At 71.5% G+C, this 25,256-nt stretch carries 18 protein-coding genes and 1 pseudogene; 7 read left to right on the top strand and 12 right to left on the bottom strand.

What is annotated here, in order from left to right; translation table 11 throughout:
* Positions 1-75 precede the first annotated feature (75 nt).
* Positions 76-1,392 carry a GAF domain-containing SpoIIE family protein phosphatase gene (locus AB0D04_RS10835; protein ID WP_362701752.1) on the bottom strand — a complete coding sequence of 439 codons (1,317 nt, stop codon included), beginning with the start codon at positions 1,390-1,392 and terminating at the stop codon, positions 76-78.
* Between the two features lie 349 nt (positions 1,393-1,741).
* On the opposite strand from AB0D04_RS10835, the pseudogene AB0D04_RS10840 reads away from it, so the two are divergent.
* Positions 1,742-1,983, top strand: a pseudogene (locus AB0D04_RS10840) (methyltransferase domain-containing protein); the annotation flags it as partial.
* A 354-nt stretch (positions 1,984-2,337) separates the two neighbouring features.
* A complete protein-coding gene (locus AB0D04_RS10845) occupies positions 2,338-2,844 on the top strand; it encodes a GNAT family N-acetyltransferase (protein WP_362701754.1) in 507 nt (168 codons plus the stop codon).
* 266 nt (positions 2,845-3,110) lie between these two features.
* Here AB0D04_RS10845 and AB0D04_RS10850 read toward each other — a convergent pair whose 3' ends face one another.
* On the bottom strand, positions 3,111-4,457 hold the full coding sequence (locus AB0D04_RS10850; protein ID WP_362701755.1) for a nicotinate phosphoribosyltransferase: 1,347 nt from the start codon (positions 4,455-4,457) through the stop codon (positions 3,111-3,113).
* 250 nt (positions 4,458-4,707) lie between these two features.
* Here AB0D04_RS10850 and AB0D04_RS10855 point away from each other — a divergent pair, with 250 nt between their 5' ends.
* The 4 genes from AB0D04_RS10855 to AB0D04_RS10870 all read left to right on the top strand — a co-directional run bounded on the left by AB0D04_RS10855 (position 4,708) and on the right by AB0D04_RS10870 (position 9,921).
* Positions 4,708-5,265 (top strand): PadR family transcriptional regulator, encoded by a 558-nt coding sequence (locus AB0D04_RS10855; RefSeq protein WP_362701756.1) that lies wholly within the window; start codon positions 4,708-4,710, stop codon positions 5,263-5,265.
* Positions 5,266-5,309: 44 nt separating this feature from the next.
* On the top strand, positions 5,310-7,031 hold the full coding sequence (locus AB0D04_RS10860) for an acyl-CoA dehydrogenase family protein (protein ID WP_362701757.1): 1,722 nt from the start codon (positions 5,310-5,312) through the stop codon (positions 7,029-7,031).
* A gap of 287 nt (positions 7,032-7,318) precedes the next feature.
* The gene (locus AB0D04_RS10865) at positions 7,319-9,475 is read left to right on the top strand and encodes a SpoIIE family protein phosphatase (protein ID WP_362701758.1); all 2,157 of its coding nucleotides are present in this window, start codon (positions 7,319-7,321) and stop codon (positions 9,473-9,475) included.
* Between the two features lie 11 nt (positions 9,476-9,486).
* Complete coding sequence (locus tag AB0D04_RS10870) at positions 9,487-9,921, top strand: ankyrin repeat domain-containing protein (RefSeq protein ID WP_362701759.1); 435 nt, start codon at positions 9,487-9,489, stop codon at positions 9,919-9,921.
* A gap of 40 nt (positions 9,922-9,961) precedes the next feature.
* Here AB0D04_RS10870 and AB0D04_RS10875 read toward each other — a convergent pair whose 3' ends face one another.
* Complete coding sequence (locus AB0D04_RS10875; RefSeq protein ID WP_362701760.1) at positions 9,962-11,599, bottom strand: APC family permease; 1,638 nt, start codon at positions 11,597-11,599, stop codon at positions 9,962-9,964.
* Positions 11,600-11,707: 108 nt separating this feature from the next.
* On the opposite strand from AB0D04_RS10875, the gene AB0D04_RS10880 reads away from it, so the two are divergent.
* On the top strand, positions 11,708-12,319 hold the full coding sequence (locus AB0D04_RS10880) for a TetR/AcrR family transcriptional regulator (protein WP_362701761.1): 612 nt from the start codon (positions 11,708-11,710) through the stop codon (positions 12,317-12,319).
* A 28-nt stretch (positions 12,320-12,347) separates the two neighbouring features.
* Here AB0D04_RS10880 and AB0D04_RS10885 read toward each other — a convergent pair whose 3' ends face one another.
* The 9 genes from AB0D04_RS10885 to hutU all read right to left on the bottom strand — a co-directional run bounded on the left by AB0D04_RS10885 (position 12,348) and on the right by hutU (position 25,120).
* Positions 12,348-13,118, bottom strand: coding sequence for an SDR family oxidoreductase (locus AB0D04_RS10885; RefSeq protein ID WP_362701763.1), 771 nt, complete (start codon positions 13,116-13,118; stop codon positions 12,348-12,350).
* 124 nt (positions 13,119-13,242) lie between these two features.
* Positions 13,243-15,327, bottom strand: coding sequence for an acetate--CoA ligase family protein (locus AB0D04_RS10890; protein WP_362701764.1), 2,085 nt, complete (start codon positions 15,325-15,327; stop codon positions 13,243-13,245).
* Positions 15,315-16,478 (bottom strand): Glu/Leu/Phe/Val dehydrogenase dimerization domain-containing protein, encoded by a 1,164-nt coding sequence (locus AB0D04_RS10895; RefSeq protein WP_362701872.1) that lies wholly within the window; start codon positions 16,476-16,478, stop codon positions 15,315-15,317. The genes AB0D04_RS10890 and AB0D04_RS10895 overlap by 13 nt, the downstream gene beginning before the upstream one ends.
* 14 nt (positions 16,479-16,492) lie before the next feature.
* A complete protein-coding gene (locus tag AB0D04_RS10900; protein WP_362701765.1) occupies positions 16,493-18,109 on the bottom strand; it encodes a 5-guanidino-2-oxopentanoate decarboxylase in 1,617 nt (538 codons plus the stop codon).
* Positions 18,110-18,135: 26 nt separating this feature from the next.
* On the bottom strand, positions 18,136-19,293 hold the full coding sequence (locus tag AB0D04_RS10905; protein WP_362701767.1) for an acyl-CoA dehydrogenase family protein: 1,158 nt from the start codon (positions 19,291-19,293) through the stop codon (positions 18,136-18,138).
* A 96-nt stretch (positions 19,294-19,389) separates the two neighbouring features.
* Complete coding sequence (locus AB0D04_RS10910; RefSeq protein ID WP_362701769.1) at positions 19,390-20,934, bottom strand: aromatic amino acid ammonia-lyase; 1,545 nt, start codon at positions 20,932-20,934, stop codon at positions 19,390-19,392.
* Positions 20,934-22,259, bottom strand: coding sequence for an MFS transporter (locus AB0D04_RS10915; protein WP_362701770.1), 1,326 nt, complete (start codon positions 22,257-22,259; stop codon positions 20,934-20,936). The genes AB0D04_RS10910 and AB0D04_RS10915 overlap by 1 nt, the downstream gene beginning before the upstream one ends.
* Positions 22,260-22,469: 210 nt before the next feature.
* Entirely contained in the window at positions 22,470-23,447 is a 978-nt protein-coding gene (gene hutG, locus AB0D04_RS10920) for a formimidoylglutamase (protein WP_362701771.1), read from the bottom strand.
* The gene (hutU, locus tag AB0D04_RS10925) at positions 23,444-25,120 is read right to left on the bottom strand and encodes a urocanate hydratase (RefSeq protein WP_362701773.1); all 1,677 of its coding nucleotides are present in this window, start codon (positions 25,118-25,120) and stop codon (positions 23,444-23,446) included. The genes hutG and hutU overlap by 4 nt, the downstream gene beginning before the upstream one ends.
* Between the last annotated feature and the right edge of the window lie 136 nt (positions 25,121-25,256).

Below are 25,256 nucleotides of genomic sequence, written 5' to 3' on the forward strand. Positions count from 1 at the left end.
CCGCCTTGCGATCGCACGCACCAGACGCCGCGAGGCCCGCCCTCCGGGCGAACGACGGGAGTTTGACGACAGGGCCTAGGCCAGCGGCGGGGTACGCACCGCCAGGATGGCGATGTCGTCGTGGCCGTCGCCGGGGTGGTGGTCGGCCAGGGTCTGGCACAGCTCGTCCAGGGGCAGCTCGGCGTGCGCGATGGCGGTGGCGGCGAGGGTGCTGAGGCTGGTGTCGATGGGGTGGTCGGGGTGTTCCACCAGCCCGTCGGTGAAGAAGATCACGGTGGCGCCGACGGGCACGGAATGGGTGTGGTCGGGCCGGGGCTGGGCGGCGTCGACGCCGAGGGGGAGGCCGGGCTCGGCGTCGAGATACTCCGTCCGGCCGTCCGGTGTGATCAACAGCGGGGGGAGGTGGCCCGCGCTGCTCCAGCGCAGCGTCCAGGCGTCTTCGCCGGGTTCGATGCGAGCCAGGCAGGCGGTGGCGACGGGGTCGTCGGTGATCGCGTGCAGGGTGCGGTCCAGCTGGGTGAGGACGGCGCTGGGCGGGGAGCAGCGGTCGTACAGCAGGGCGCGCAGCATGTTGCGGGTCTGGGCCATGGCGGCTGCCGCCTGCATGTCGTGGCCGACGACGTCGCCGACGACGATGGCGCAGGCGTGGTCGGGCAGCAGCACGGCGTCGTACCAGTCCCCGCCGAGGAGCCCGGGGGTGGTGGCCGGCCGGTAGATCGCGGCCGCGGTGAACGGCCGCAGGTCGGGCAGGTGGGGCAGCAGCAGGCGTTGGAACTGTTCGGCTCCGGCACGGACCTGGTCGAAGAGCCGGGCCTTGTCGATGGCCACACCCGCGGCGCCGGCCAGGGCGAGGACCACGGCCTCGTCCTCGGTGTCGAAGGGCTGCCCGTCGCGCCGGTCGGCCAGATAGAGGTCCCCGTAGATCTCACCGCGCACGCTGATTGCCACCCCGAGCAGCGTGCGCATCGGCGGATGTCCGGGCGGGAAACCGACGGCGTGGGGGTGCGAGGGGATGTCGTCGGCCCGCAGCGGTTCGGGGTGGTGGATCAGATGCCCCAGGAGACCCCGGCCCCGTGGCTGCCCGACACCGGCCATATTGGCCAGCTCCCGCTCGGTCATTCCGACCGTGATGAACGCCGACAGGCCCGTGCGCTCCTCGTCCAGTACGCCCAGGGCGCCGTAGCGGGCGCCGACCAGGTCCATCGCGGTGGCGACGATCTTGCGCAGCACCACGGGAAGCTCCAGCTCGCGGCTGATGGCCAGCACGGCATCCAGCAGCTCCTGCAGCCGTTCGTGGGCCTCGGCCAGGCTGTGGAGCTGCTCGGTGACGCGGTCCCACTCGGCGTCCAGACGCAGCCGCACGTCGGGCGGCAGCGGGTCCTCTGGCTCCATGTGCGGCTCTTTCCTGCCGGCGACGGGCCCGCCGGTGGTCCGGACCGGCCCGGTACGGACACCGCCGGTGCCGGTGACGCAGGTGTCCGCTTCCACCATAAAGAAGGCGATCGCCCGCCGCCGCCCCGGAGAGCGGCACGCGTGGCGGTATCCACGCCGGGCGGTCACGGGACCCGCTCACCGAAGACGACCAGGACCCGCCCAGGTGATCTCGTACTGCCCAGTACCGGCGGATCTTGCACAGGCCGGACCAGGCCGCGCCACAGGTCTCCGAGAAAAATGGAGCCACGCCACAGGTCTGTGAGGAAACCGACTGCGGCTCCTGGAGGACCTCCTGCGGGACCTCGACCTGCGCCCGGGAATGCGCGTGCTCGATCTTGGCCCGGGCAAGGGGGCAACCTCGGTGTTCCTGGCCCGCGAGTACGGCGTGCAGGTGGTCGCGGCGGACTGGTGGATCAGCGCTGAAGAGGCGTCGGACGTCTTCGCCAAGGCCGGCGTCGGCGACACAGTGGAGGCGGTGCGGGCGCAAGCGCATGCCCTGCCGTTCGAGGAGGAGAGCTTCGACGCGCCATCGTGAGCATCGATGCGTTCGACGGCCGGTCGGCCAACCAGCCTCTCCTCGGCATGCTCACCGCGGACGGCGGTGAATCCCTCACCTTCGCGCTGGTGACCGCACACAAAACCGGAGCGCTGCCGGGTGATCCCGCCGGCCAAAGACCCCGGAGGTCCACGGTGAGCGGTCCAAGAGATCAGGCATGCGCTTATTCGCTGGAAGCACCCAGCAGCTGTTGTTAGGTTGAGCCCGCACGCGAGGTGCGTGACGACTGCTGCGACAAGGGAGGTTGATGAATATGGCCCGCCAGACTCTTCATCAGCCTGCCTGTGTCCGGGTCGCGCGAGGACAGTTCCTGCGGCCCGGTCGTCCGAAACGACCAGGAGTGTCGCGTGTCCTCTTTCTCTCTCACCGGTACGGATCTGACCACTGACCGCCTCGTGCTGCGGCCGTGGTCCGTCGACGAACTCGCCGCCGTGGTCAGTGATGCCCGGCGGGCGCACTGGGCGGAGGACTTCCCCGCCGAAGGCGACCGAGTCATCGCCGGAATTCTCACCGAACAGCCCGACGGGCTGAACGAGTACGGCCACCGTCAGATCATCGAGCGGTTCAGCGGTTTGGTGGTCGGCTCCATCGGCCTGTTCTGGCCGCCCACCGACGGCTCCCTCGAGTTCGGATACGGCATTGTCGCGTCCCGACGCGGCCGCGGCTACGCCCCCGAGGCCGGCCGGGCCATCGTGGACTTCGCCCTGACCGCACCGGGCGTGCACACGGTGCGCGCGGAGGTGGAGCTGTCGAACCCGGCCTCGGTCCGCGTCCTCGAAAAGGCCGGACTGGAGCGCTGGAGCGCCGACGCCACCACGGCCCGATTCCGCGCCACGGCACCGAGCCGGCTCTAGCGGTCATTCCAAGGGCCGGTGGCGGGAGCGCATAGGCGCCGCCTCGGCGCCGGTCTCGACGGTGACGGTTCATCCGGCCACCGCCGAGGCCGGCGGCAGGGTGAAGGCGAGCACCAGTCAGCCGGCCGTGCCGCCGGGGCCAGGGCGGCGAAGACACCCGCCCCGATCATCGAGCCGAGCCCGATCGTGACCGCATCGCGCAGGCCCAGGTGCCGCCGTAGTTCCCCGGAGCCGGCGAGCCCGCCGGTCCCCTCACCCCGGCCACCTCACGTCGGCCCCGTCACGTCGCCCAGGACGGCACGTTCGATGCGCTGCCGCACCTGTCCGGTCAGGGCGGCAAGCGGTTCCGAGACGGTGGCGCGCACCGGAACCGGCGACCGGATCTCACGCGCCGTGGCCGGCAGCTCCGCCACGTCCTTCGCCAGACGTTCCCGGGCGTCCTGCAGCCGGCCGGCCGGTGTGCAGCGCACCCCCGCCCGCATCAGCGTCTTCAACAGCGGCATGCTGCCCGCCGGAGGCGGCTCGTCGGCCATGCCGATCACATCGACGCAACCGGGCCGCCGGAACACCTGCTGACGGCCCGGCGCGGTCACTTTCGCCGACGACAGCTTCATCACCGGCCGGCCGTCGTACTCGACCAGCTTGTAGGCCGAGTCCAGATACGGCGCGTCGGCGCTCACCCCGACCCGGGTCCCCACGGCGTAGACATCGATCGGCGCGCCCGCGGACACCAGGTCGGCCACGGCGAATTCGTCCAGGCCGCCGCTCGCGACAATGCGTACCTGGGGAAGTCCCGCGGCATCCAGGATCGCTCGGGTGTGGAAGGCCAGTGCCTTGATGTCGCCGCTGTCCAGGCGGACGGCCGCGCCGTCACCGCGGTCCAGCGCATGCAGCACACGGGCGGCGGCCGCGACGCCGGACTCGGTGTCGTAGGTGTCCACCAGGAACGTGACCGGGTCCGGATGGCACCGGGCGAACGCCAGGAACGCCGCCTCCTCGTTCTCGAACGCCTCGATGTACGAGTGCGCCATGGTGCCGACGGCCGGCACCTGTTCCGCATCGGCGGCGGCGACATTGCTGGTGCCCGCGAAACCGGCCATCGCGGCCAGCCGGGCCGCCTGATATCCCGCGGCCGTCCCGTGGGTGCGGCGCAGCGAGAAGTCCACGACCGGATGCCCCTGCGCGGCGAGGACGCACCGGACGCACTTGGAGGCCACGGCGGTCTGATGGCTGAGGTGGTTGAGCACGACGGTCTCCACGAGCTGCGCCTGCGGCAGCGGTGCGGTGACCTCGAACAGCGGTTCACCGGCCAGCACGACATGGCCCTCGGGTATCGCCCGGACCGTGCCGGTGAACCGGGTGCCCAGAAGCGGCATGAGGTCGTGTACGGGCCGCCCCAGGACCTCGGCGAAGGCGCGCACATCGTCGCGTTCGACGCGGTACCGGGACAGGTAGGCGAGAGCCGACTCCGCGCCGGCCGCCACCAAGAAGCCGCGATGGGGCGGCAGGTCGCGCACGAAACAGCTGAAGGTGGCCTGCTCGGTCATCCGCTCGCGCAGGTAGGAGAGCGCCATCGTCACTTCGTACAGGTCGGTGGTCGTCACATCGGACATGGACCGCTCCTTCCAGGCAGCCGGCCTCCTGCCGCCGTGCTGACCAGCGGCCGGCGGCGGCGCGTGTGCGGCCCCCCTCTCAGGACATCAGGCGTGGATGCGTTGGTCCAGGCGGCCGACCGGCCGGCCGGGTGTTGCGGCTTCGCGGCGGCCCGTACGCATGCCGTAGCTCCGCCCGCCCGGGTGAGCCGTGTCTCACCTGGGCGGTGCCGCTTGTCTATGCAACAAGTTGCATAGAAGGATCGGGGGTATGGCGCTCGACCACGCAATTCTTGTCTCCCTGCTGGAGAAGCCGGGCTCCGGCTACGAGCTGTCCCGGCGGTTCGAGCGGTCCATCGGCTACTTCTGGACCGCCACCCACCAGCAGATCTACCGCGTCCTCAAGCGCATGGAGAGCGACGGCTGGATCGACGTCCGCGACGTGCCGCAGCAGGGCCGCCCGGACAAGAAGGAGTACTCCGTCGCCGCCCCCGGCCGGGCAGCCCTCTCGCAGTGGCTGCACGAGCCGATCGAGCCCGAGAGCGTCCGGCACGACCTCGCGGTGAAGATCCGCGGCGCGGCCTTCGACGATCCGGCCGCGCTGATCCGCGAGGTCGAGCGGCACCGCCAGGCGCACACCGACCGGCTCGCGCACTATCTCGCGGGGGAGCGGCGTGACTTCACCGGTCCCGAGGCCCCCGCAACGCCCGACGCCGGGCGGGAGCTCCAGCACGTCGTGCTGCGCGGCGGCATCGCGTACGAGCGGATGACGCTCGCCTGGCTCGACGACGTACTCGCCACCCTTCACCGGCTCGACCCCGAGCGCTGAAGCCCACTCACCCAACCCCATCCCCACCCGGAAGGCGACTCTCCATGGCCGACCCGCTGCTGTTCAACCCGCGCACCTACGACCCGGCGCACTTCGACCCCGAGACCCGCAGGCTGCTGCGCGCCACCGTCGACTGGTTCGAGGACCGCGGCAAGCGCAAGCTGATCGAGGACTACCGCTCCCGCGCCTGGCTGGCGGACTTCCTCGCGTTCTCCGCCAAGGAAGGGCTGTTCGCGACCTTCCTCACCCCGGCCTCCGCCGCCGACGGGAACGAGGACAAGCGCTGGGACACCGCCCGGATCGCCGCCCTCAACGAGATCTTCGGCTTCTACGGGCTCGACTACTGGTACGCGTGGCAGGTCACCGTCCTCGGCCTCGGCCCGGTCTGGCAGAGCGACAACGCCGCCGCCCGCACCCGCGCGGCCGAACTCCTCTCCCAGGGCGAGGTGTTCGCCTTCGGCCTGTCCGAGAAGGCCCACGGCGCCGACATCTACTCCACCGACATGCTGCTGGAGCCCGACGGCAACGGCGGCTTCCGGGCCAGTGGCTCCAAGTACTACATCGGCAACGGCAACGCCGCCGGGCTGGTCTCCGTCTTCGGCCGCCGCACCGACATCGAAGGCCCGGACGGCTATGTCTTCTTCGCCGCCGAAAGCCGCCACCCGGCGTACCACCTCGTGAAGAACGTCGTCGATTCGTCGAAGTACGTCAGCGAGTTCCGCCTCGACAACTACCCGGTCGGCCCGGACGACGTCCTGCACACCGGCCGCGCCGCCTTCGACGCCGCCCTCAACACCGTCAACGTCGGCAAGTTCAACCTCTGCACCGGCGCGATCGGCATCTGCGAGCACGCGATGTACGAGGCCGTCACCCACGCGCAGAACCGCATCCTCTACGGCCGCCCGGTCACCGCGTTCCCGCATGTGCGCCGCGAGCTGACCGACGCCTACGTCCGCCTCGTCGGAATGAAGGCATTCAGCGACCGCGCCGTCGACTACTTCCGCTCCGCCGGCCCCGACGACCGTCGCTACCTGCTCTTCAACCCGATGACGAAGATGAAGGTGACCACCGAGGGCGAGAAGGTCATCGACCTGATGTGGGACGTGATCGCCGCCAAGGGCTTCGAGAAGGACACCTACTTCGCCCAGGCCGCCACCGAGATCCGCGGGCTGCCGAAGCTGGAGGGCACGGTCCACGTCAACCTCGCCCTGATCCTCAAGTTCATGGGCAACCACCTGCTCAACCCGGCCGAGTACGCGCCCGTCCCCACCCGCCTCGACGCGGCCGACGACGCGTTCCTCTTCCGGCAGGGACCGGCCCGGGGCCTGGGCTCCGTACGCTTCCACGACTGGCGCGCCGCCTACGACGCCTACGCCGAGGTGCCCAACGTCGGCCGCTTCCGGGAGCAGGCGGACGCCCTGTGCGAGCTCGTCACCACCGCCGCACCTGACGAGGAACAGAGCCGCGACCTCGACCTTCTCCTCGCCATCGGCCAGCTGTTCGCGCTGGTCGTCCACGGTCAGCTGATCCTGGAGCAGGCCCGCCTGACCGGCCTGGACGAGGATGTGCTCGACGAGCTCTTCGCCGTCCTCGTGCGCGACTTCTCCGCGCACGCCGTCGAGCTGCACGGCAAGGACTCCGCCACCGAGGATCAGCAGCGCTGGGCGCTGGGCGCGGTCCGCCGCCCGGTCGTCGACGATGCCCGCTCCGCGCGCGTCTGGCAGCGTGTCGAGGCACTGGCCGGGGCGTACGAGATGGCCCCGTGACGACGGGACGACCGGGCCGTCCGTAGACCGGACCGGCAGGCGCAGCCGACCCCTCGGGCGTCGGCTGCGCCTGCACTGGTTTCCCCAGCTCAGAGCGCATCCCACGGCCCCTCGGGCGCCGTCTCGCATCAGCACCGCGCAACGCCACACCGGCCACCGCCCGCCCCGTCCGGAGCCCCCGCCGGGCCGAAGTGTCCGCACCTGCGGGAAAGCGCAGAATGAAGAGAGCCGCTCTGCCGACCGGCGGGCGGCCGAGCCGCTGTGCGCGGTGGGCGGAGGGAAAGCCGGTGCCACCAGATCGGCCGAGCGACGCGGGGGATCGCGGTCCGCTCCGGTCCGAGCCCGGGTCGCTGCTGGAGCATGTGGCCGTTGCCGTGTTCGGCATCGATGGCGACAACCGGATCTGCTACTGGGGCCCCGGCGCACGGAACCTCTTCGGCTACCACGCCACAGAGGCGCTGTCGAAGCCGGGCGCTCTCCTCTTCCCCGCGTCCTGCGGTGACGGCCTTGACACCTGCTCCCGCATGGCCGAGCGAGGCCGGACCCAGGGGTACTGGCGCGGTCGCCTGCACGCCAGGCATCGGGACGGAACGGTTCTCGACTGCGGGTTCCGGGTCTTCCCGGTGACCGGCGTCGGGGGGCACTCGGTGGTCATGGCCCTGTCGAGCCGTGGCGACGAGCTGGACCGGGTGAAGACCAACCTCGCCTTCCTCGACGCCCTCTTCCAGACCTGTCCCATCGGCCTGGTCATGCTCGACGAGGAGCTGCGCTACCTCCACCTCAACCAGGCGCTCGCCGACATGAACGGGCTCCCCATCGAGGACCACATCGGGCGGCGCATCGCGGACATCATGGTCACCTCGGAAGGCGGCGAGTACGAGCGCATGCTGCGCGCCGTCGCCCGGGAGGGCAGGCCCGTCGCCGGGGTGCTGGTGGGGATGCGCACCCGGGGTCATCCGGACCGGGACCGGGTGCTGTCCGTGAGCTTCTTCCCGCTCACCCAGGCAGTCGGCACCCTCCCCGGAGTGGGCGGGCTGGTGGTGGACGTGACCGACCGGGAACAGGCCATCGTCGAGGCAACCGCCAGCCGTCAGCGGTTGGCGCTGCTGGACCGGGCCTCCGGCCTGATCGGCACCACCTTGGACGTGGAGGTCACGGCGCGGGAGCTGGTAGCAGCCGCGGTTCCGGATTTCGCCGACGGGGCCACCGTGGAGCTCGTGGACTGGATGGACGAGCGCGAGGCATTCGACCCTGCGCTGCCGGTGATCACCCGCCGGATCGCCGCCGGCACTGTTCTGCCCCCTCCCGCGACGGAGCTGGTGAGCGGGCTGGACGTCGTGCACTACCCGCCGGGCTCCGCCATCCACCAGATGCTGGGCACCGGCCGTCCGGTCTGCGTGCCGGTGAACCAGGAATTCCTGGCCCGGACCGTGCTGCACGAAAACCGTGCCCGGCTCCTGGCCGACAGCGGTCTGACCCATCTCCTCATCGCCCCGCTCATCGCCCGGGGCACCGTCCAGGGAATCGCCCTCTTCGGCCGGTCCGCGGCCAGAGCATCCTTCACCGAGCAGGACCTCAGCCTGGGCGGCGAGCTCGCCTCCCGTGCCGCGCTGTGCCTGGACAATGCGCGTCTGTACAGCCGCGAGAGAGACATCGGGCTCACGCTCCAACGGGCCCTGCTCCCCAGCTCCCTGGCGACCAGCCCGTACCTGCACATCGCCCACCGCTACCTGCCCGGCAGCCGGGGCACGGAGGTCGGCGGCGACTGGTACGACGTGATTGCCCTGCCCGACCACCAAGTCGGCCTGGTCGTCGGCGACGTCATGGGACACGGCGTAGCGGCCGCTGCGTCAATGGGCAGGCTGCGCATCACCGCCAAGGCGCTGGCCCGCCACTACAAGGAACCGGACGAGCTGCTCACCGAACTCGACCACTGCGCCCAGGACGCCGGCATCGAGTTCGCGACCTGCCTCTACATCCACTACGACCCCACCACCGGACGCACCCGGATCGCCAGCGCCGGCCACCCGCCGCCCCTCGTCCGCCACCCGGACGGCCGGATCGACGTCATCGACGAGGTCCTGGGGGTCCCCCTCGGCGTCGGCGGCTGCCCCTTCCGCACGACGGAGATCCGTCTGCCCGATGGCGCCACCCTCGCCCTGTACACCGACGGCCTCATCGAGGCCCGAGGCCACGACATCGACGAGGGCCTGAACGCCCTCCGCACGGAACTGGGCCGGATCCCGGACTCGTTGGAAGCCGCGGCGGACGGCATCCTCGCCCACCTCGTACCGAGCTCCCTGGCGGACGACACCGTGCTGCTCCTCGCCCGAGTAGGCCGTCGCCAGCCACCGCAACCTTGTCGTTCGCTCCATGGCGACCCTGCTGGTCAGCGCCCTCAACGAGCGGAAAATCACTGGCCGCGCCGCGCACCCGGTCGCTAACCTCGGCACCCGTGAACCACCGGAAGCAAAAGAAGTTCTCCCGTCGTCTCTTCGCGGCAATTCCGGAGGGCGACACCACGTGCGTGAAGGCGCTTCTGCGGGCCGGAGCCGACCCGGAGCGAGCGGACAGCGAGGGCACCACCCCTCTCTATGAGGCATCAGTGAACGGCGAAGCCGCGATTGCCCGCCTGCTCCTGGCGGCCGGGGCCGCTCCGGACACCGAGAGCAGCGGACTCGGCGCGGAAGGCACGCCCCTGTGCGCAGCCGCATGCTGGGGGCACACCGAAGCGGTGCGCGAACTGTTGGCGCACGGCGCCGATCCGAACCTTCGTGAAGATCACGGCACGGGCTGGTCCCCCCTGAGATGGGCGAACCAAGGCCCCCATCCCGAAACCGTCGCTCTGCTCCTCGCAGCGGGAGCCATCCCCCACGACGGAACCACGTAATTCGCCGTTCCCAGGGCCACGCCCGCGAAGTGCTGCCCCGTCACAGGCCGGAGAGCAGATCCGTCGGACGGGAGTCCGGCACACGGGCGGGCTCCCCAGGATCTCCATGGTCCCCACCGTTCCCACGGGGCTCGGAAGCCGTCGCCCGGCGGCGGGCCGGGGCGCCGAGGACGTAGAAGGCCGCTCCTATGGCGAGGAACAGGAGCAGCGGGACGACCTGGCTCAGCGTGTACTGCAGGCGCTGGCCCGCGAAGCTTTCCGGGAGGGAGTCGGCGGCGGAGCCCGCGCTGCCGAACCAGCCGACGCCGAAGCCGGGCCAGATCAGGACGATCACGGTGAAGGCGACCAGGCCGGTTGCGAGGACCGTCACCGCCCAGGCTCCGGCCGCGCCGCCCGGAACGCGGTACGGGCGGGGCGTGCGGGGGTACTTGCGGCGCAGGACGAGCAGCGCCGGGAAGGTGATCACGTAGGAGATGAACGTGGTGCTGATGGCGAGGCCGAGCCCGGCGGCGAAGTACTTCTCGCCGTTGCCGCCGGTGAGGTTGAGGGCGACCACGAGGAGGACGGAGGCGAGCGCCGCGGAGAGGAGGTTGACCCGGACCGGGGTGCCGCAGCGCTCGGAGATCTTGCCCAGCCAGGCCGGTCCGGCACCGTCGGCGCAGGCGACGGCCTGGGCCCGGTGGGCGCCCATGGCCCAGGTGACGCCGCTGGTCAGGACGCCGATGATGAGTCCGGCCGCGGCGATCCCGCCGAGTACGGCGCCGGCGCCGGCGAGGGTGACCGTGCCGTCGGCGGCGATATGCCCGCCGTAGACCGTGAAGACGGCCTTGCAGGCGTCGATGAAGCCGCCGAGGCTGCCGATTTCCTTCGACGGGAGGACGAAGAGGATGCCGAGGATCGGGCCGCCGTAGAGGACGAGGGAGGCGAGTCCGGAGCGGAGGATGGAGAGCGGGATGTCGCGCCGCGGGTTCTTCATCTCCTCGGCGGCGGAGCTGGGGAGTTCGAAGCCGACATAGTTGAAGATGAGGACGGGGACGAGGGCGACGAAGCCGGCGTAGGTGGGGGAGAAGTCGCCGGCGGGGAGCGGGTGCACGCCGTGCTCGATCGCGAAAACGACGACCGAGACGAGGAAGAAGCCCAGCAGGACGATGCGGGCGAGGGCGCCGGCTATGGGTACCCACTTTCCGACCTTCACGGACTGCACGACCGCCAGGGCGCCGACCCAGATGAAGGCGAGCCCGGCGGCGTACTTCCACAGGCCCGGCAGCGGGGTGAAGAACTGCTCCCAGGTGGTCAGGGCGATGATGCAGAGGCTGCCGCCGAGCCACACCGGGTTGGAGAGCCAGTACAGGACCTGGTTCATCCCGGCGGTCAGCCGTCCGAAGGCGAGCCGGGTCCAGACGTACGGCCCGCCCTGTACGGGAAAGGTCGAGCCGAGTTCGGCGACCAGCAGTCCGTAGGGGAGGAAGAAGACCAGGGCCAGGACGGCCATCCAGGTCAGTCCCTGCGGTCCGGCCGCTGCCACCGAACCGATGGTGTCGAGACCGACGAGGGTGCAGATGAGGAAGAACAGCACATCCAGGCGGCGAAGGTCCTTGTGCAGCCGGGAGCGTTGCTCGCCCCATCCTTCGGAGAGGTCCGGGGTGTCGGGGGCGGGGGACGGAAGCGCTTGGGTCATGGATTCGACTCCTCGCAACTGACTGAACGTGCAGTTAGTGGGCGCTACTGTGGGCGTGCCGCCCAGTGGTGTCAAGGGGGCTGCAGGAGTGCCGTGTAGGGTAACGGCGTGGCGAGAGTGCGCTTGAGCGTGGAGGAACGGCGCGAGGAGCTCCTGCGTGCCGCGGTCGGCCAGATCGAGCAGCGCGGCGTCGCGGCGCTCCGGGTCGCCGATGTCGCGGCCGCGCTCGGTGTCAGCAATGCGCTCGTCATCTATCACTTCGCTACGAAAGAGAAGCTTGTCGCGGCGGCCTTCGCGCACGCGGCGGCAGCGGACCTCGCCCATCTGCGCAAGCTCCTCGACCGGCGCGGCAGCGCGGTGAAGCGGCTGCGCGCCGCCATCCGCTGGTACGCCCCCACGGGGCAGGCCAAGGGCTGGAAGCTGTGGATCGAGGGCTGGGCGGCATCGCTGCGGGAGCCGGCGCTGCGCGATGTCGCGCAGGACCTGGACCAGCAGTGGAAGGCGGCACTCACCGAAGTGATCGCCCAGGGCGCGGACGCGGGCGAGTACGTCTGCGAGGACCCGCCGGGCGCCGCATGGCGGCTGACCGCCCTGCTGGACGGGCTGGCCGTGCAGATGACCTCTTACGCGGGGGCGCTGCCGCGTAAGTCGATGCTGGAGTGGGTCGACGACGCCCTCGCCCGCGAACTTGGCCTGGAACGGGCCGAGTTGTCGCGTTGACCTGCGCGGATACGGCGCTGGGCGGTCGTCATCGGCCGTAGACCTGCTTGCCCAGCCACTGGCCGCCGTCCAGGGTGAGACATGCGCCGGTCAGATACGAGGCGCGGTCACCCAGGAGGAAGAGCGAGGCGTCGGCCACCTCTGCGGGGTCGGCGAAGCGGCCCGCCGGGACGGTCGAGAGGACCTGCGCGCGGGCCGCGTCGTCGGCCCACAGGGCGGCGCCGGCGCCCTCGGTCTCCGTCGGGCCGGGGGCGATGCAGTTCAACCGGATGCCGAGCGGGGCGAGTTCGACGGCCAGGGTGCGGGTCATGGCCAGTACGCCCGCCTTCGCGGCGGCCGAGTGCACCGTGCCGGGGTGCCCGTGCCAGGCGTAGGTCGCGATGACGGAGAGGATCGACCCTCCGGTGCCCTGTTCGCGGAGCTGCCGGGCGACGGCACGGGTGCAGTAGAAGGAGCCGTTGAGGACGATGTCGACGACGGCCTTCCAGCCGTTCGGGCTGAGGTCGATACCGGGTGTGACGAAGTTTCCGGCCGCGTTGTTGACGAGGCCGTGGACGGCGCCGAAGCGGGTGACGGCGGCGGCCACGAGCGCGTCGACGGCCGCCGGGTCGCGGACGTCGGTGGGGACGGCGAGGCTCTCGACTGCCTGCTCGCCGAGGAGCGCGACGGTCTTGTTGAGCTTCTCCGGGGTGCGGCCCGCGACGACGACGCGGGCGCCGGCGGCGCCGAGCGCGAGGGCGGTGGCGCGGCCGATGCCGCTGCCGCCACCGGTGATGAGGAAGGTGCGATCGGTGAACAAAGCGATGTCCCTTCGGAGGGCTTGCAGGGCTCGCAGTGGGCCTGCATCGGGGCTGGATCGGGCAGATGGACGGACCGGGCACATGGACGGGCCGGAGGCGGCTTCAGGAGATCCTCGGCGGCCTTCAGGTGCCGAGGACGCCGTGCGCATCGAGTGCGACGGCGCCGCCGGGATGGACGAGCAGCGGATTGACCTCCAGCTCGGACAGTTCGGGGTGCTCGACGGCGGCGCGGACGAGCGCCGTGAGCGCCGCGGTCGCCGCGTCGAGGTCGATGGCGGGAGCACCGCGCCAGCCGGTCAGCAGCGGGGCATGGCGTAGCGACAGCAGGAGTGCGCGGGCGGCGTCGTGGGTGAGCGGGGCCAGGGCGAGGGCGGTGTCGCCGAGGAGCTCGGCGGTGACGCCTCCGATGCCGGCCATGGCGACGGGACCGAACGCCGGGTCGCGCCGTACGCCCGCGATGAGTTCGACCGCATGGGGCGGCCGGGTCATGGACTCGACGGCGTATCCGGCGGCGCCGGTGGCCGACCGCATCCGGGCGAACGCCGTCCGCAGTGCGCCCTCCTCCCGCAGGTCCAGGGCGACACCGCCCGCCTCGGTCTTGTGGGCGAGGCCCATCGCCTTGAGGACCAGGGGATAGCCGATCCGCCGGGCGGACCGGGCCGCCTCGTCGGCGGTGGTGACGAAGGCCGCCTCGGGGAACGCCAGGCCGTACGCACGCAGCAGCGCCCGCGTCGCCTCGTAGCCGCCGTCCAAGACGACGTCCCCGGCCGGATCGGGGAGTTCGACGGCAGGGCGGGATGCCAGTTTCGTCCACCGCAGGGCGTTGGCCAGGGCGGCGGAGGCGTGCTCGATGTGCTCGTGGACGGGGATTCCGTGCTTGCGCAGGACCGTCAGGGCCGGGGTGTCGCGGGCCATGGTGTGGACGACGAGCGGCCGGCCGGAAATGCGGACGGCGTCGGCCATCTCGCGGGCCACGGCGCATTCGCGTTCTGTTTGCGCGGGGTTGGCGGTGGCGTAGTCACCGAAGTAGCCGGTGAGGACGACGGCGTCGGTGCCGCCGCCGAGGAGCAGGGCGCCGGCGACACGGGCGTAGTTGCCGAGGTCGCTCTCGCCCGCACCGGCCAGGTCCACCGGGTTGGCGGGGACGGCGCCGGGTGGCAGATGCGCGGCCAGGGCGTCGGACACCATGGGCGGCAGGGGCGGGACGGTGAGGCCGCGTACGGCGAGTGCGTCGGCGGCGAGCGCGCCTTGGCCGCCGCTGTCGCCCGCGACGGCCACCCGGGGACCCGCGGGCAGGGCGGGGGAGAGCAGGGCGAGGGCGGTGTCGACGAGTTCGCCCGCGCTCTCCAGGAGGAGGGCGCCGGCTTCCCCGCAGGCGGCGGCAACGGTCGCGCGGGCGCTGACCAGAGCGCCGGTGTGGGACGCGGCGGCGCGCCCGGACGCTTCGCTGCGCCCGACGGTCAGCAGCAGCACCGGTTTGCCCGCCTGCCGGGCGGCGGTGAGGGCGCGGAGGAGACGCCTGCCGTCCCGGAAGTCCTCGATGTAGGCGGCGATGATGTGCGTCGGCTCGTGTGTGATGAGCGCTTCGACGGCGTCGGCGGCGTCGATGTCGCGCTGGTTGCCGAGCGAGACGAAGCGCGAGAAGCCCTGCCCTGCGCGGGACAGCAGCCGTCCGATCTCCAGGGCGAGGTTGCCGCTCTGGGAGACCAGGCCGACGCCGCCGGTGGGGAAGTCACCCCAGGACAGCAGCAGTTCACCGCGTGTGTCGACCACACCCATGCAGTTCGGGCCGAGCAGCCGGGCGCCGTGGCCGGTGATCAGGCCGGCGAGTTCGCGTTCCTCGTCCGCCGTGGCGCCGCCGGAGGTGATGACCGTGAAGCAGCGGGCGCCGGCCGCCAGCCCTTCGACGACGATGCGGCGGACCTGGCCGGGCGGGACGGCCACCACCACATGCTCGGCCGGGCCGGGTATCTCCGCGAGACTCGGCAGGAACGGAACACCCCGCAGGCCGCCGCCCCGCCGGTTGACCAAGTGCACGGAGCGGCGGTCACGGCCGGCCAGAGCGCCCGAGGCCAGCCAGTATCCCCACTTCTCCGGATTCTCGGAGGCGCCGATGACGGCGACGGAGCGCGGAGCGAAGAGCGTCTCGAGCGCGCCGCACGGGTCGAGTGCGGCCGGTGCCGACGAGGCCGGTGTCATCTGTGCCATCCGAAACGGTTGGCGATCTCGGGCAGCCGGTCGGCGACGATGGCGTGTGCGGCGGCGCGCGGAGTGCTGCCGTCGGCCTCGGCACGGGCGAGCATCTGGTCGATGAGGGAGCGCATCGAGCGGCGGATATGGGCGAATGCCTCGCCGGCGTCCGGACCGATGTCGCCGAACAGCGTCCACCACCACCAGGCGTTCGTACCGGAGTTGACGACCACGTCGGGCAGCACGGTGACCCCGCGCGCCGCCAGCAGCTCCTCGGCCTCGGGCAGCACCGGCATATTGGCCGCCTCCACGATCCAACGGGCGGTGATGCGTTGCTGATTGGCGGTGTCCACGCAGTACGAGACGGCCGCGGGTACCAGCACCTCGGCGTCGGCCTCCAGCCAGGCCTCACCCGGCAGTTCGGCGTCCCCGGGGCGCAGGGCCGTACGGTCCACCGCCCCGAAGGCGTCGCGGGCGGTGAGCAGCGCCTCGACGTCGAGGCCGTCCGGGTTGGCGACGGTGCCCTTGACGTCGGCGACGGCGACGATCCGCAGTCCCGCGCGGGCGAGGAAACGCGCGGTGGCCCCGCCCATGGTGCCCAGGCCCTGCACGGACACCCGCGTACCGGCGTACGGCACGCCCGCCCGGTCGAGGGCCGCCAGTACGGCTTCCGCGACACCACACCCGCCGGCCAGTTCGTCGAGCCCGATCCCGCCCACCTCGACGGCGAAGGCGTCCGCCAGCCGCTGCCGGGCGGCCTGTTCGTCGTCGAGCAGGGGGTAGACGGCCTGGATGGAGGAGACCAGGCCCGCCTCGGCGGCGGCCCGGTCGACGAGGTCCTGGCTGAGGCCGAGGTCCTCGCCCGTGGTCCAGAAGTTCTCGATGCAGGGGCGCATGGCACGCAGATAGCGGACCAGGACGCCGTACGCTTCGGGGTCGTGCGGATCGCAGTCGATGCCGCCCTTGGCGCCGCCGAGCGGGATATAGCGCGCCTCCGGGTGGTAGTGGAGCGCCTCCTTCATCGTCATCCCCCGGGCGAGCCCGGTGACCTCCTCCAGCGTGCAGCCGGCGCGCATGCGCAGCCCGCCGCTGGACACCCCGCGCACAAGGCGGTCGATGACGAGATAGCCGCGGCGGCCGGTGACGTGATCGGTCCAGGTGGTGGACATCAGGGGAGTTCCGGTCACTGGTCTGCCTCCTCGGGCACGGTGATGACGGTCGGGCCGGGGGTGGTCAGCGCCTTGCGCAGTGCACTGCTGAGCCCGGCCGGTGTGGTGGCCCGGGTGCCGTGGCCGCCGTAGGCACGGGCGAGGGCCGGGAGGTCCACGGACGGCAGGTCGACGCCGGTCGGCCGGTCGCCACGGGCGGCCATCTCGTCGCGGATCTCGCCGTAACCGCCGTTGTCGAAGACGACGACGGGCAGCGGGAGCCGCAACTGGGCCGCCGTGGCGAGCTCCTGGATGCTGAACTGGAGCCCGCCGTCGCCGCTGAGCGCGACGACCTGACGGTCGGGGCAGGCGGCCTTGGCCCCGATGGCGGCCGGGAGCGCGTAGCCGAGGGTGCCGAAGCCGGTGGGGTGGAGGTAGCGGCCGGGCGGGTCGACGGTCAGGTGGGGCAGCGCGCCGTAGTAGCAGCACTGCGCGCTGTCGGAGGTGATCACCGCGTCGGGGGCGAGGACGGCACGGATGGCGGCGAGGAAGGGCAGCCAGCGGGCGTCACGACGGGCGGTCTCCGCGTTGCGGGCCGCGCGGAGGTCCGCGGTGGTCGATGGGCCGTCTTCCGGGGCGGACGACGGGCTGTCCTGCCTTTGTTGCCCGACGGCCGCCAGCAGCCCGCCCAGTACCTCCCGCGCATCCCCGACGAGGGCGATGCCGGCCGGCAGACCCGCGTACATCTGCGCCGGGTCGAGGTCCACCCGGATCAGCGTCCCGTTCAGCCGCGGCGGACCGGACCACAGGTCGGACTCGGCGAGTTCGGTGCCCACGGCCAGGACCACATCGCAGTCCGCCAGCCACTTCTGGACCGACGGGCTGTGCAGTGCCACGCCGAGCGACAGCGGGTGCGATTCGGCCACGACGCCCTTGCCGTTGGCGGAGGTCGTGACCGGTGCCCCCAGCCGTTCGGCCAGCGCCAGGCATGCGGCGGCGGCCTGGCGGGCGCCGCCGCCCAGGACGAGTGCCGGGCGGCGCGCCGCGCTCAGGGCGGCGGCCGCTTCCCGTACGGCGTCCGGCGCGGGCCGGGCGGGCGCGGCGGCCGGGGCGAGGCGCACCGCGCCGACCGGTTCGGCGGTCTCCAACAGGTCCAGCGGGATCTCGATGTGCACCGGCCGGGGCCGCTCCGTACGGAAGAGCGTGAAAGCCCTGGCCACGGCCGATTCGACCTCCGCCACCGACGAGACCCGGTGGCTGACCGCGGCGATATGCCGGAACGCCTCCGTCTGGCTGGGCATTTCGTGCAGCAGACCGATGGCCTGCCGGGGGTGGCGCAGGGGCATGCCGGGGGAGATCACGATCAGCGGCACGCTGTCGGAGTACGCCTGGCCGACGGCGGCGGCGATGTTGAGCAGCGCCGGGCCGGTCGTGGTGATCGCGACGCCGGGGCGGCCGGTCGTGCGGGCGTAACCGTCGGCCGCGTAGCCCGCGCCCTGCTCGTGGCGCGGGGTGATATGCCGCATCCCGTACCGGCCGAGGTGCCGGTAGATCTCCAGGTTGTGGGTGCCGGGGATGCCGAAGGCGAGGTCGGCGCCGTGCGCGGCCAGTGCCCGGACGACGGCCTCGCCCCCTGTGAGGGGCGTCGTCACATGGCCCGTCCTCACTTCGCCCGTCATCACATGCTCCGGGAGATGATCAGGCGCATGATGTCGGAGGTCCCCTCTTCGATCTCCTCCAGTTTCGCGTCGCGCATCCACTGCTCGACCGGGTACTCGCGCGAATAGCCCCAGCCGCCAAGGGTCTGTACGGCGGCCCAGGTGCAGTACGCGGCGGTCTCCGAGGCGGTGAGCTTGGCCATGGCGGCCTCGGCCGTCGCGTCGAGCCCCGCGTCCAGGCGCTTCGCGGCGCGCCAGGTCATCAGCCGGGCCTGCTCGATCCGCGTACGCATGTCCGCCAGCCGGAACGCGACCGCCTGGTGCTCGATGATCGGCTTGCCGAACTGCACGCGGGTCCTGGCGTAATCGCGTGCGTACGCGTACGCGGCCCGCGCCACGCCGGTGGCGGCGGCGCCCAGTACCGCGCGGGAGATGTCGAAGGTCCGCATCAGGCCCCGGAAGCCCTGGCCCTCGTCGCCGAGACGGTTCTCCTCGGGGACGAAGGCGCCGTCGAAGAAGACCTCACGGCAGACGATGGCGCGCTGGCCCATCTTGCGCATCGGCGCGCCGAAGGTCATGCCGTCGGTGTCCTTGTGGAGCAGGAAGGCGCTGACGCCGCGTGACCGCTGACCGGGGTCGGTCTTGGCGAAGACCACATAGAGGTCGGCCTCGCCGGCGTTCGAGATCCAGGCCTTCTGGCCGTTCAGCAGATAGCCGGTGGTGGTTCGGGTGGCGGTGGTCGTGATGGCGGCGGCGTCGGACCCGGCACCGGGTTCGGTGGTGGCCAGCGACGTCATCGGGGTGTCGGGCCCGGCGAGCGGTGTGAGCCAGGTGCGCTTCTGCTCCTCGGTGCCGAGCGCCAGCACGGGGTCGGCGAAGAACCCGTTGGAGCAGAGCAGATTCCCGATCCCGAGGTCCCCGACGCACAGCTCCTCCTGCACCAGGACCTGTGTGAAGACGTCGGTGAACCCGCCCCCGCCGTACTCCTCGGGCAGCATGAACCCGGTGATCCCGACCTTCGCGGCGGCGCGCCAGAGGTCCCAGGGGGTCTCGGTGTCCGCCTCGTCGACCGCGCGGGCCCGCGGCCGGATCTCGTCCCGGGCGAAGGCCCGGGTGAGCTCGACGATGTCGCTCTGCTCGGCGCTGAGCGCGCACAACTCGGTGGGGAGCACGGGCATGGTGCCTCCAGGTGCGGCAGGGGTGCTTGAAACTGAACGCTCATTCAGTATCGAGACCCCTCGCCGAACCTGTCAACGGATCCGAAGACTGAATATTCAGTCAGTAGGGACGGGGGAGGGCTGCGGTCTCCATGACCGCTGGTCTCCGGGCCAAGGGCGGTGAGCAGGCGGCGCCGACCGCTTGATCCGCCACTGCTCGCCACCGAGCAGCGCCACAGCGGCGTGGACGTCCCCGGTGAGTTTGCGGTCGGCGGTGGACGGGGCGAGGGCGGCCTCGGCGGCTCGTCGAAGGCCCGTCAGTTCCGGGGCCCCGAAGGGCGGCAGCCCGCGCATCCGCAGCGCCCGTACGGCAGCCAACAGTTCGCAGGCCAGGACGTAGCGGAAGGCCTCGATGGCCTCCTGGAGCCGCCGGACCGCAGTCGAGGCGAAGCTGGCGTGCTCCTCCACGCCGCGGGAGAGCACCGCGTGGCCGAGCATGCTGGGCTGGGCGGCGCCTCGGAGGTCCGCGAGGGCGGACTGGGCCGCGTACTCGGTGATCATGATTCCGCTGCTGCCGTCCCGGTCCTGGGCGAGGAAGGGTGGCAGACCGGTGAAGTCCGGTTCGGCCAGGACGCCGAGGCGGGCGGTGGAGAGTCCGGCGGTGCCGAGCAGGGCGAGCCGCAGTTGGTCCAGTGCCAGCGCCAAGGAGGCCTGGTGGAATCCGCCGTGGTGGTGGTAGTCCGCCGCGTCAAGGTTGAGCAGCGGGTTCTCGCAGGCGGCGTTGAGTTCTACGTCCAGTACGCGGTCCAGTGCCGCCATGGCGTCGAGGGCGGCGCCGTGGACCTGGGGCAGACAGCGGAAGCCGAAGGGGCCCTGGATCAGTGGGGGTTCCCAGGCCGGCCGGCCCAGGAGTGTGCGCATCTGTGCAGCGGTGCGCAGGGCTCCCCAGTGCGGTCGGCGGGCGTGGACGTCCTCGGCGTAGGGCTCGGCCGACCCTTGGACCGCCGCCAGTGAGAGTGCGGCCACCATCGGCACGCGATCGAGCAGATCACGCAACTCCTGTGCAGCCAGGGCAACTTGACCTATCGTCAGTGCGCCGCTGGACATCAGCGGAAGGGCGTCCCAGTGGGTCAGCTGCAGCGGCTCGGGGGCCGGGCCGGTGCCCTCCTGCCAGGGCAGGTCACCGGCGAGGGCGAGGCCGAGCTCGGCCAGGGCCGAGAGGTCGCCGGTGCCGACCGAGCCGTAGGTGTGCACCGGCGGGACGTGCCCCGAGGTCAGCGCCTGCTCGAGACGGTCGACGACGCCGACGCTGATCGCGGTGCCGGCCCCGAGGAGTTGGTTCAGCCGTACCGCGAGCATGGCCCGCACCTGCTCCGTCGGCACCCGCGGTCCGATCCCGCCGCTGTGGCTGCGCAGCAGCCGCAGACCGTGCCGGCCGGCAAAGTCGTCGGGGACGACGGTGGTGCGGTTGGCGCCGACGCCGGTGTTGTGGCCGTACACCGGACGCAACGCCACTACCTGCTCCGCCACTTGACGGGCTTTCAGCAGCCGGTCGCGGGCCTGCGGGGCGACCACGGCGCGCGCCGTTCCCTTGGCCAGGGCGGTCACCTGGGCTGCCGTCAGTGCGGTGCCGTCGAGGCGTACCGAGTCCCTGGGGCCCATCAGTGGTGCCAGCCTTCCGTCGTCACCGAGTCCTTGGTCTCCGGTGCCCAGACGATGCTGGCCACCGTGCCGAGCAGCAGTACACCTGCCAGCCAGGCCATCGACCAGGTGACGCCGAGGTGGTCCAGGCTGAGGGGGAGGACGAAGGTGCCGATGGCGGAGGCCACCCGGCTGGCGCCGTTGAGGAAGCCCACGCCGGAGGCGCGCAGCGCGGTGGGGTAGAGCTCGGGCGGGTACACCTGCGTGATGTTGGAGGCCCCGGCCATGACGAAGGTGTAGATCACGAAGGGGATCATCATCGCGACGGGCGATGCGTTCGCGAGCACGGCCAGTGCGGCGAGGGAGAGGGTGAGGATGCCGAAGCTGATGATGGTGAACGGACGGCGTCCCATCCGCTGCGTGGGCCACAGGCCGACCACGCCGCCGAGCAGCAGGAACAGATTGAGCAGCAGGTTCTGGGTGTCCGCGTCGGAGACCTGCATCGCGGACAGGATGGTGCCCATGAAGGTGTAGATGGCGAAGTAGGGGAGCACCTGCGCGCTGTAGAAGACCACGCCGAACCAGGTGTTGCGGCGCTGGCCCTTGGCGAACAGCTGCCCGTACCCGGCCGGCTTCCCTTCCCCGCCCGCACCCGTGGGGGCGTCCGCGTCGAGTTCCAGATCGGTGCCGAGGAACTTGCGGGCGATGGCGCGGGCCTCGTCGATCCGTCCCCGGCTGACCAGCCAGCTGGGCGACTCCGGGGTGCCGATGCGCAGCAGGAGGACCAGCGCGGCCGGGAGTGCGGCGCTGGCCAGCAGCCAGTGCGAGGAGGCGTCGCCGAGCGACAGGTAGCTGCCGAGGACGTTCGCGAGGACGTACCCGACGGTCCACAGCACGGTGAGCGAGCCGAGCAGCAGGCCGCGCAGCCGCCGCGGGGCGAACTCGGCCAGCAGCGTCGGGCCGACGGCGTAGTCCGCGCCGAGCCCGAAGCCGATCAGCAGCCGCAGCACGAACAGGGTGAGCGGGTCGTCCGCCCACAGCTGCAGCGCCGAAGCGACGGTGATCAGGGCGAAGTTGTAGATGTAGAGCTTCTGGCGGCCGACGAGATCGCCGACCCAGCCCAGCACGACGCTGCCGAAGAACAGGCCGATCAACGCCGATGCCCCGAGCAGGCCCTGCCACCAGCCGGAGAGGTGCATCGAGACGGTAAGGGCGGGCAGGACCGCCCCGATGATGCCGAGGGCGTAGCCGTCGGAGAAGTTGGCTCCGAACGTGGTCGCCGTGATCCGGAGATGGAAGCCCTTCAGGGGTTCCTTGGTCCGGGGTTCGGCGGTGAGCGTGGCCATGCATGACCTCCCAGAGTGGGGATGCGGCACAGGGGGATGAAGGGAATATTGAATGGATAGTTACAGCCAGGCAATGACTGAATAGCTATTTCTCGCATGCGAGACGCGGGAGCCGGAGGGCGGAGGGGGAGGCCGGTGACGTCACCAAGCAGCGGCTCGAGGCCCGTCCGCGGTGACGCCCCGGCCCGTCGTCGGCACCTGTGCTTCCCGCTAGGCCTCGTGGGCCGTCGTCCTCGCGGACGTCACGATGCGGTGAACCAGGCGGGCACCGGCCCGCGCCGTGCGGTGGTCGATGTCGAGGTGCGGGTTCAGCTCGGCGACGTCGCACACGGCGAGCTTCCGGCTTGCCGCCACCTTGGCGCAGACGCGCTCGATGATCTCCATCGGCACTCCGTAGGCGGCGGGGGCGCTGACACCGGGAGCCGCACCGGCAGGCAGCACATCGAGGTCGATGCTGAGATGGACGACATCACAGCTCGCGAGAAACTCGTCGATGAAGGCGTCGACGCGTTCCAGGCCGAGCAGGCCGCACTCGGTGTCGGGCACATAGCGCACGCCCAGCCGGTCCGCGGTGTGGAACAGCCGCTCCGTGTTGCTCGGCTGACTCACGCCGAGCACCCAGTAGTTCAGCCGCTGTCCGCGGCGCTCCTCGCTCTGCGCCATCTGGAGGAAGGGGGTACCGGAGCTGGGCCGGGCATCGTCACGGAGGTCGAAGTGGGCGTCGAGGTTCAGCACTCCGAGACGGCCGCCGTCGCGCAGTGCGCGGCTTTCGGCCAGCCCGAGATAGCTGCCGTAGGCGACCTCGTGGCCGCCGCCCAGTACCACCACGGGGTGGCCACGGTCGATGAGTGAGGCGATCACCTGGCCCAGCCGGCGATGCCCGTCCTCCAGGTCCCCGTTGCCCACCTCGACGTCGCCGACGTCCAGCGCTCGTACCGCCGCGGGCAGCGCCATCGACGCGAGCGCGGCACGCAGGGCACGCGGCCCGTCCGCCGCGCCCTGACGGCCCTTGTTGCGCCGGACTCCCTCATCGCTGCGGAAGCCGACGAACGCGACATCGCACGGGCCGGCGCTCTCGGCGTCGAGGCCGACCACATGGTGCCAGCGCAGATTGCCCGGCCCGGCTCCGTCGTCCCGGCCCGTCCAGGGCTCAGGCACCCTGTCCACCGCCGTCGTTACGGTCGTCACTTGCCCTCGTCCTCGTTCATCGGGATGCGCACTCCGCGCTCCTGTGCCACGGAGGCGGCGTACTCGTAGCCGGCGTCCACATGGCGGATGACGCCCATACCGGGGTCGTTGGTCAGCACGCGGGACAGCTTCTGCGCGGCAAGTTCGGTGCCATCGGCGATACAGACCTGTCCGGCGTGGATCGAGCGGCCCATCCCCACGCCGCCTCCGTGGTGCAGGGAGACCCAGGACGCACCGGAGGAGGTGTTCACCAGGGCGTTGAGCAGCGGCCAGTCGGCGATGGCGTCGGACCCGTCGAGCATCGACTCCGTCTCGCGGTACGGCGAGGCGACGGAGCCCGAGTCCAGGTGGTCGCGGCCGATGGCGAGCGGCGCGGACAACTCCCCGGACGCGACCATCTCGTTGAACCGCAGACCGGCGCGGTGCCGCTCGCCGTAGCCGAGCCAGCAGATGCGGGCCGGCAGGCCCTCGAAGGCCACCCGCTCGCCGGCCATCGTGATCCAGCGGTGCAGATGCTCGTTCTCCGGGAACAGCTCCAGGATGGCCTTGTCGGTGGCCTCGATGTCCTTGGGGTCGCCGGACAGCGCGGCCCAGCGGAACGGGCCGAGGCCCTCCTCGAACAGCGGGCGGATATGGGCCGGGACAAAGCCGGGGAAGTCGAATGCGCGCTGGTAGCCGGCCTTACGGGCCTCGTCGCGGATGGAATTGCCGTAGTCGAAGACCTCGGCGCCGGCGTCGAGGAAGCCGACCATGGCCTCGACGTGTTGGGCCATGGACGCGCGGGAGCGTTCGGTGAAGTCGGCCGGGTCCTTACGGGCCTGCTCGTGCCACTCCTCCATGCTCACGCCGACGGGGAGGTAGGACAGCGGGTCGTGCGCCGAGGTCTGGTCGGTCACGATATCGATGGGCGCGCCGCGCTCCAGCAGCTTCGGGAACACCTCCGCGGCATTGCCGGTGAGCCCGATGGAGAGGGGCTTGCGGGCGTCCCTGGCCTCGATGGCGAGCTGGAGCGCGTGGTCCAGGTCGTCCGCGGCGACGTCCAGGTAGCGGTGGGCGATACGGCGCTCGATACGGGTCGGGTCGCAGTCGACACAGATCGCCACGCCGTCGTTCATCGTCACGGCGAGCGGCTGGGCGCCGCCCATGCCGCCGAGCCCGGCGGTGAGGGTGATGGTGCCGGCCAGGGTCCCGTTGAACTTCTTGCGGGCGACCGCGCCGAAGGTCTCGTAGGTGCCCTGCAGGATGCCCTGGCTGCCGATGTAGATCCACGAACCGGCGGTCATCTGGCCGTACATGGTCAGCCCCTGGGCCTCCAGGGACCGGAACTCCTCCCAATTGGCCCAGTCGCCCACCAGGTTGGAGTTGGCGAGGAGCACCCGCGGCGCCCACTCGTTGGTGCGCATGACGCCGACCGGCTTACCCGACTGCACGAGCAGGGTCTCGTCGTCCTTGAGCGTCTTGAGCGTGCGGACGATGGCGTCGTAGGCGGCCCAGTTACGGGCGGCTTTGCCGGTGCCGCCGTAGACGACCAGGTCCTGCGGGTGCTCGGCGACCTCGGGGTCGAGATTGTTCATGAGCATCCGCAGAGCGCCCTCCTGCTGCCAGCCGAGGCAGTTCAGTGCGGAGCCGCGGGGGGCGCGGATGCTGCGGGCATCCGGGAAAGTGCTGGTCATGCTGCCTCCTGGGGAATCGGGTCTGCTCGCGTCCCATGACAGGCGACGGAAGGGGCGGCAGCCAGGCGCACCGGCTCGGTTTCTCGGATCCGAGAACGCATTCGGACGGGGCGTGGGGAGAGGGCGTGGGGAGACG

The organism is Streptomyces sp. NPDC048483 (genome assembly GCF_040651455.1).
Lineage (GTDB): Bacteria > Actinomycetota > Actinomycetes > Streptomycetales > Streptomycetaceae > Streptomyces.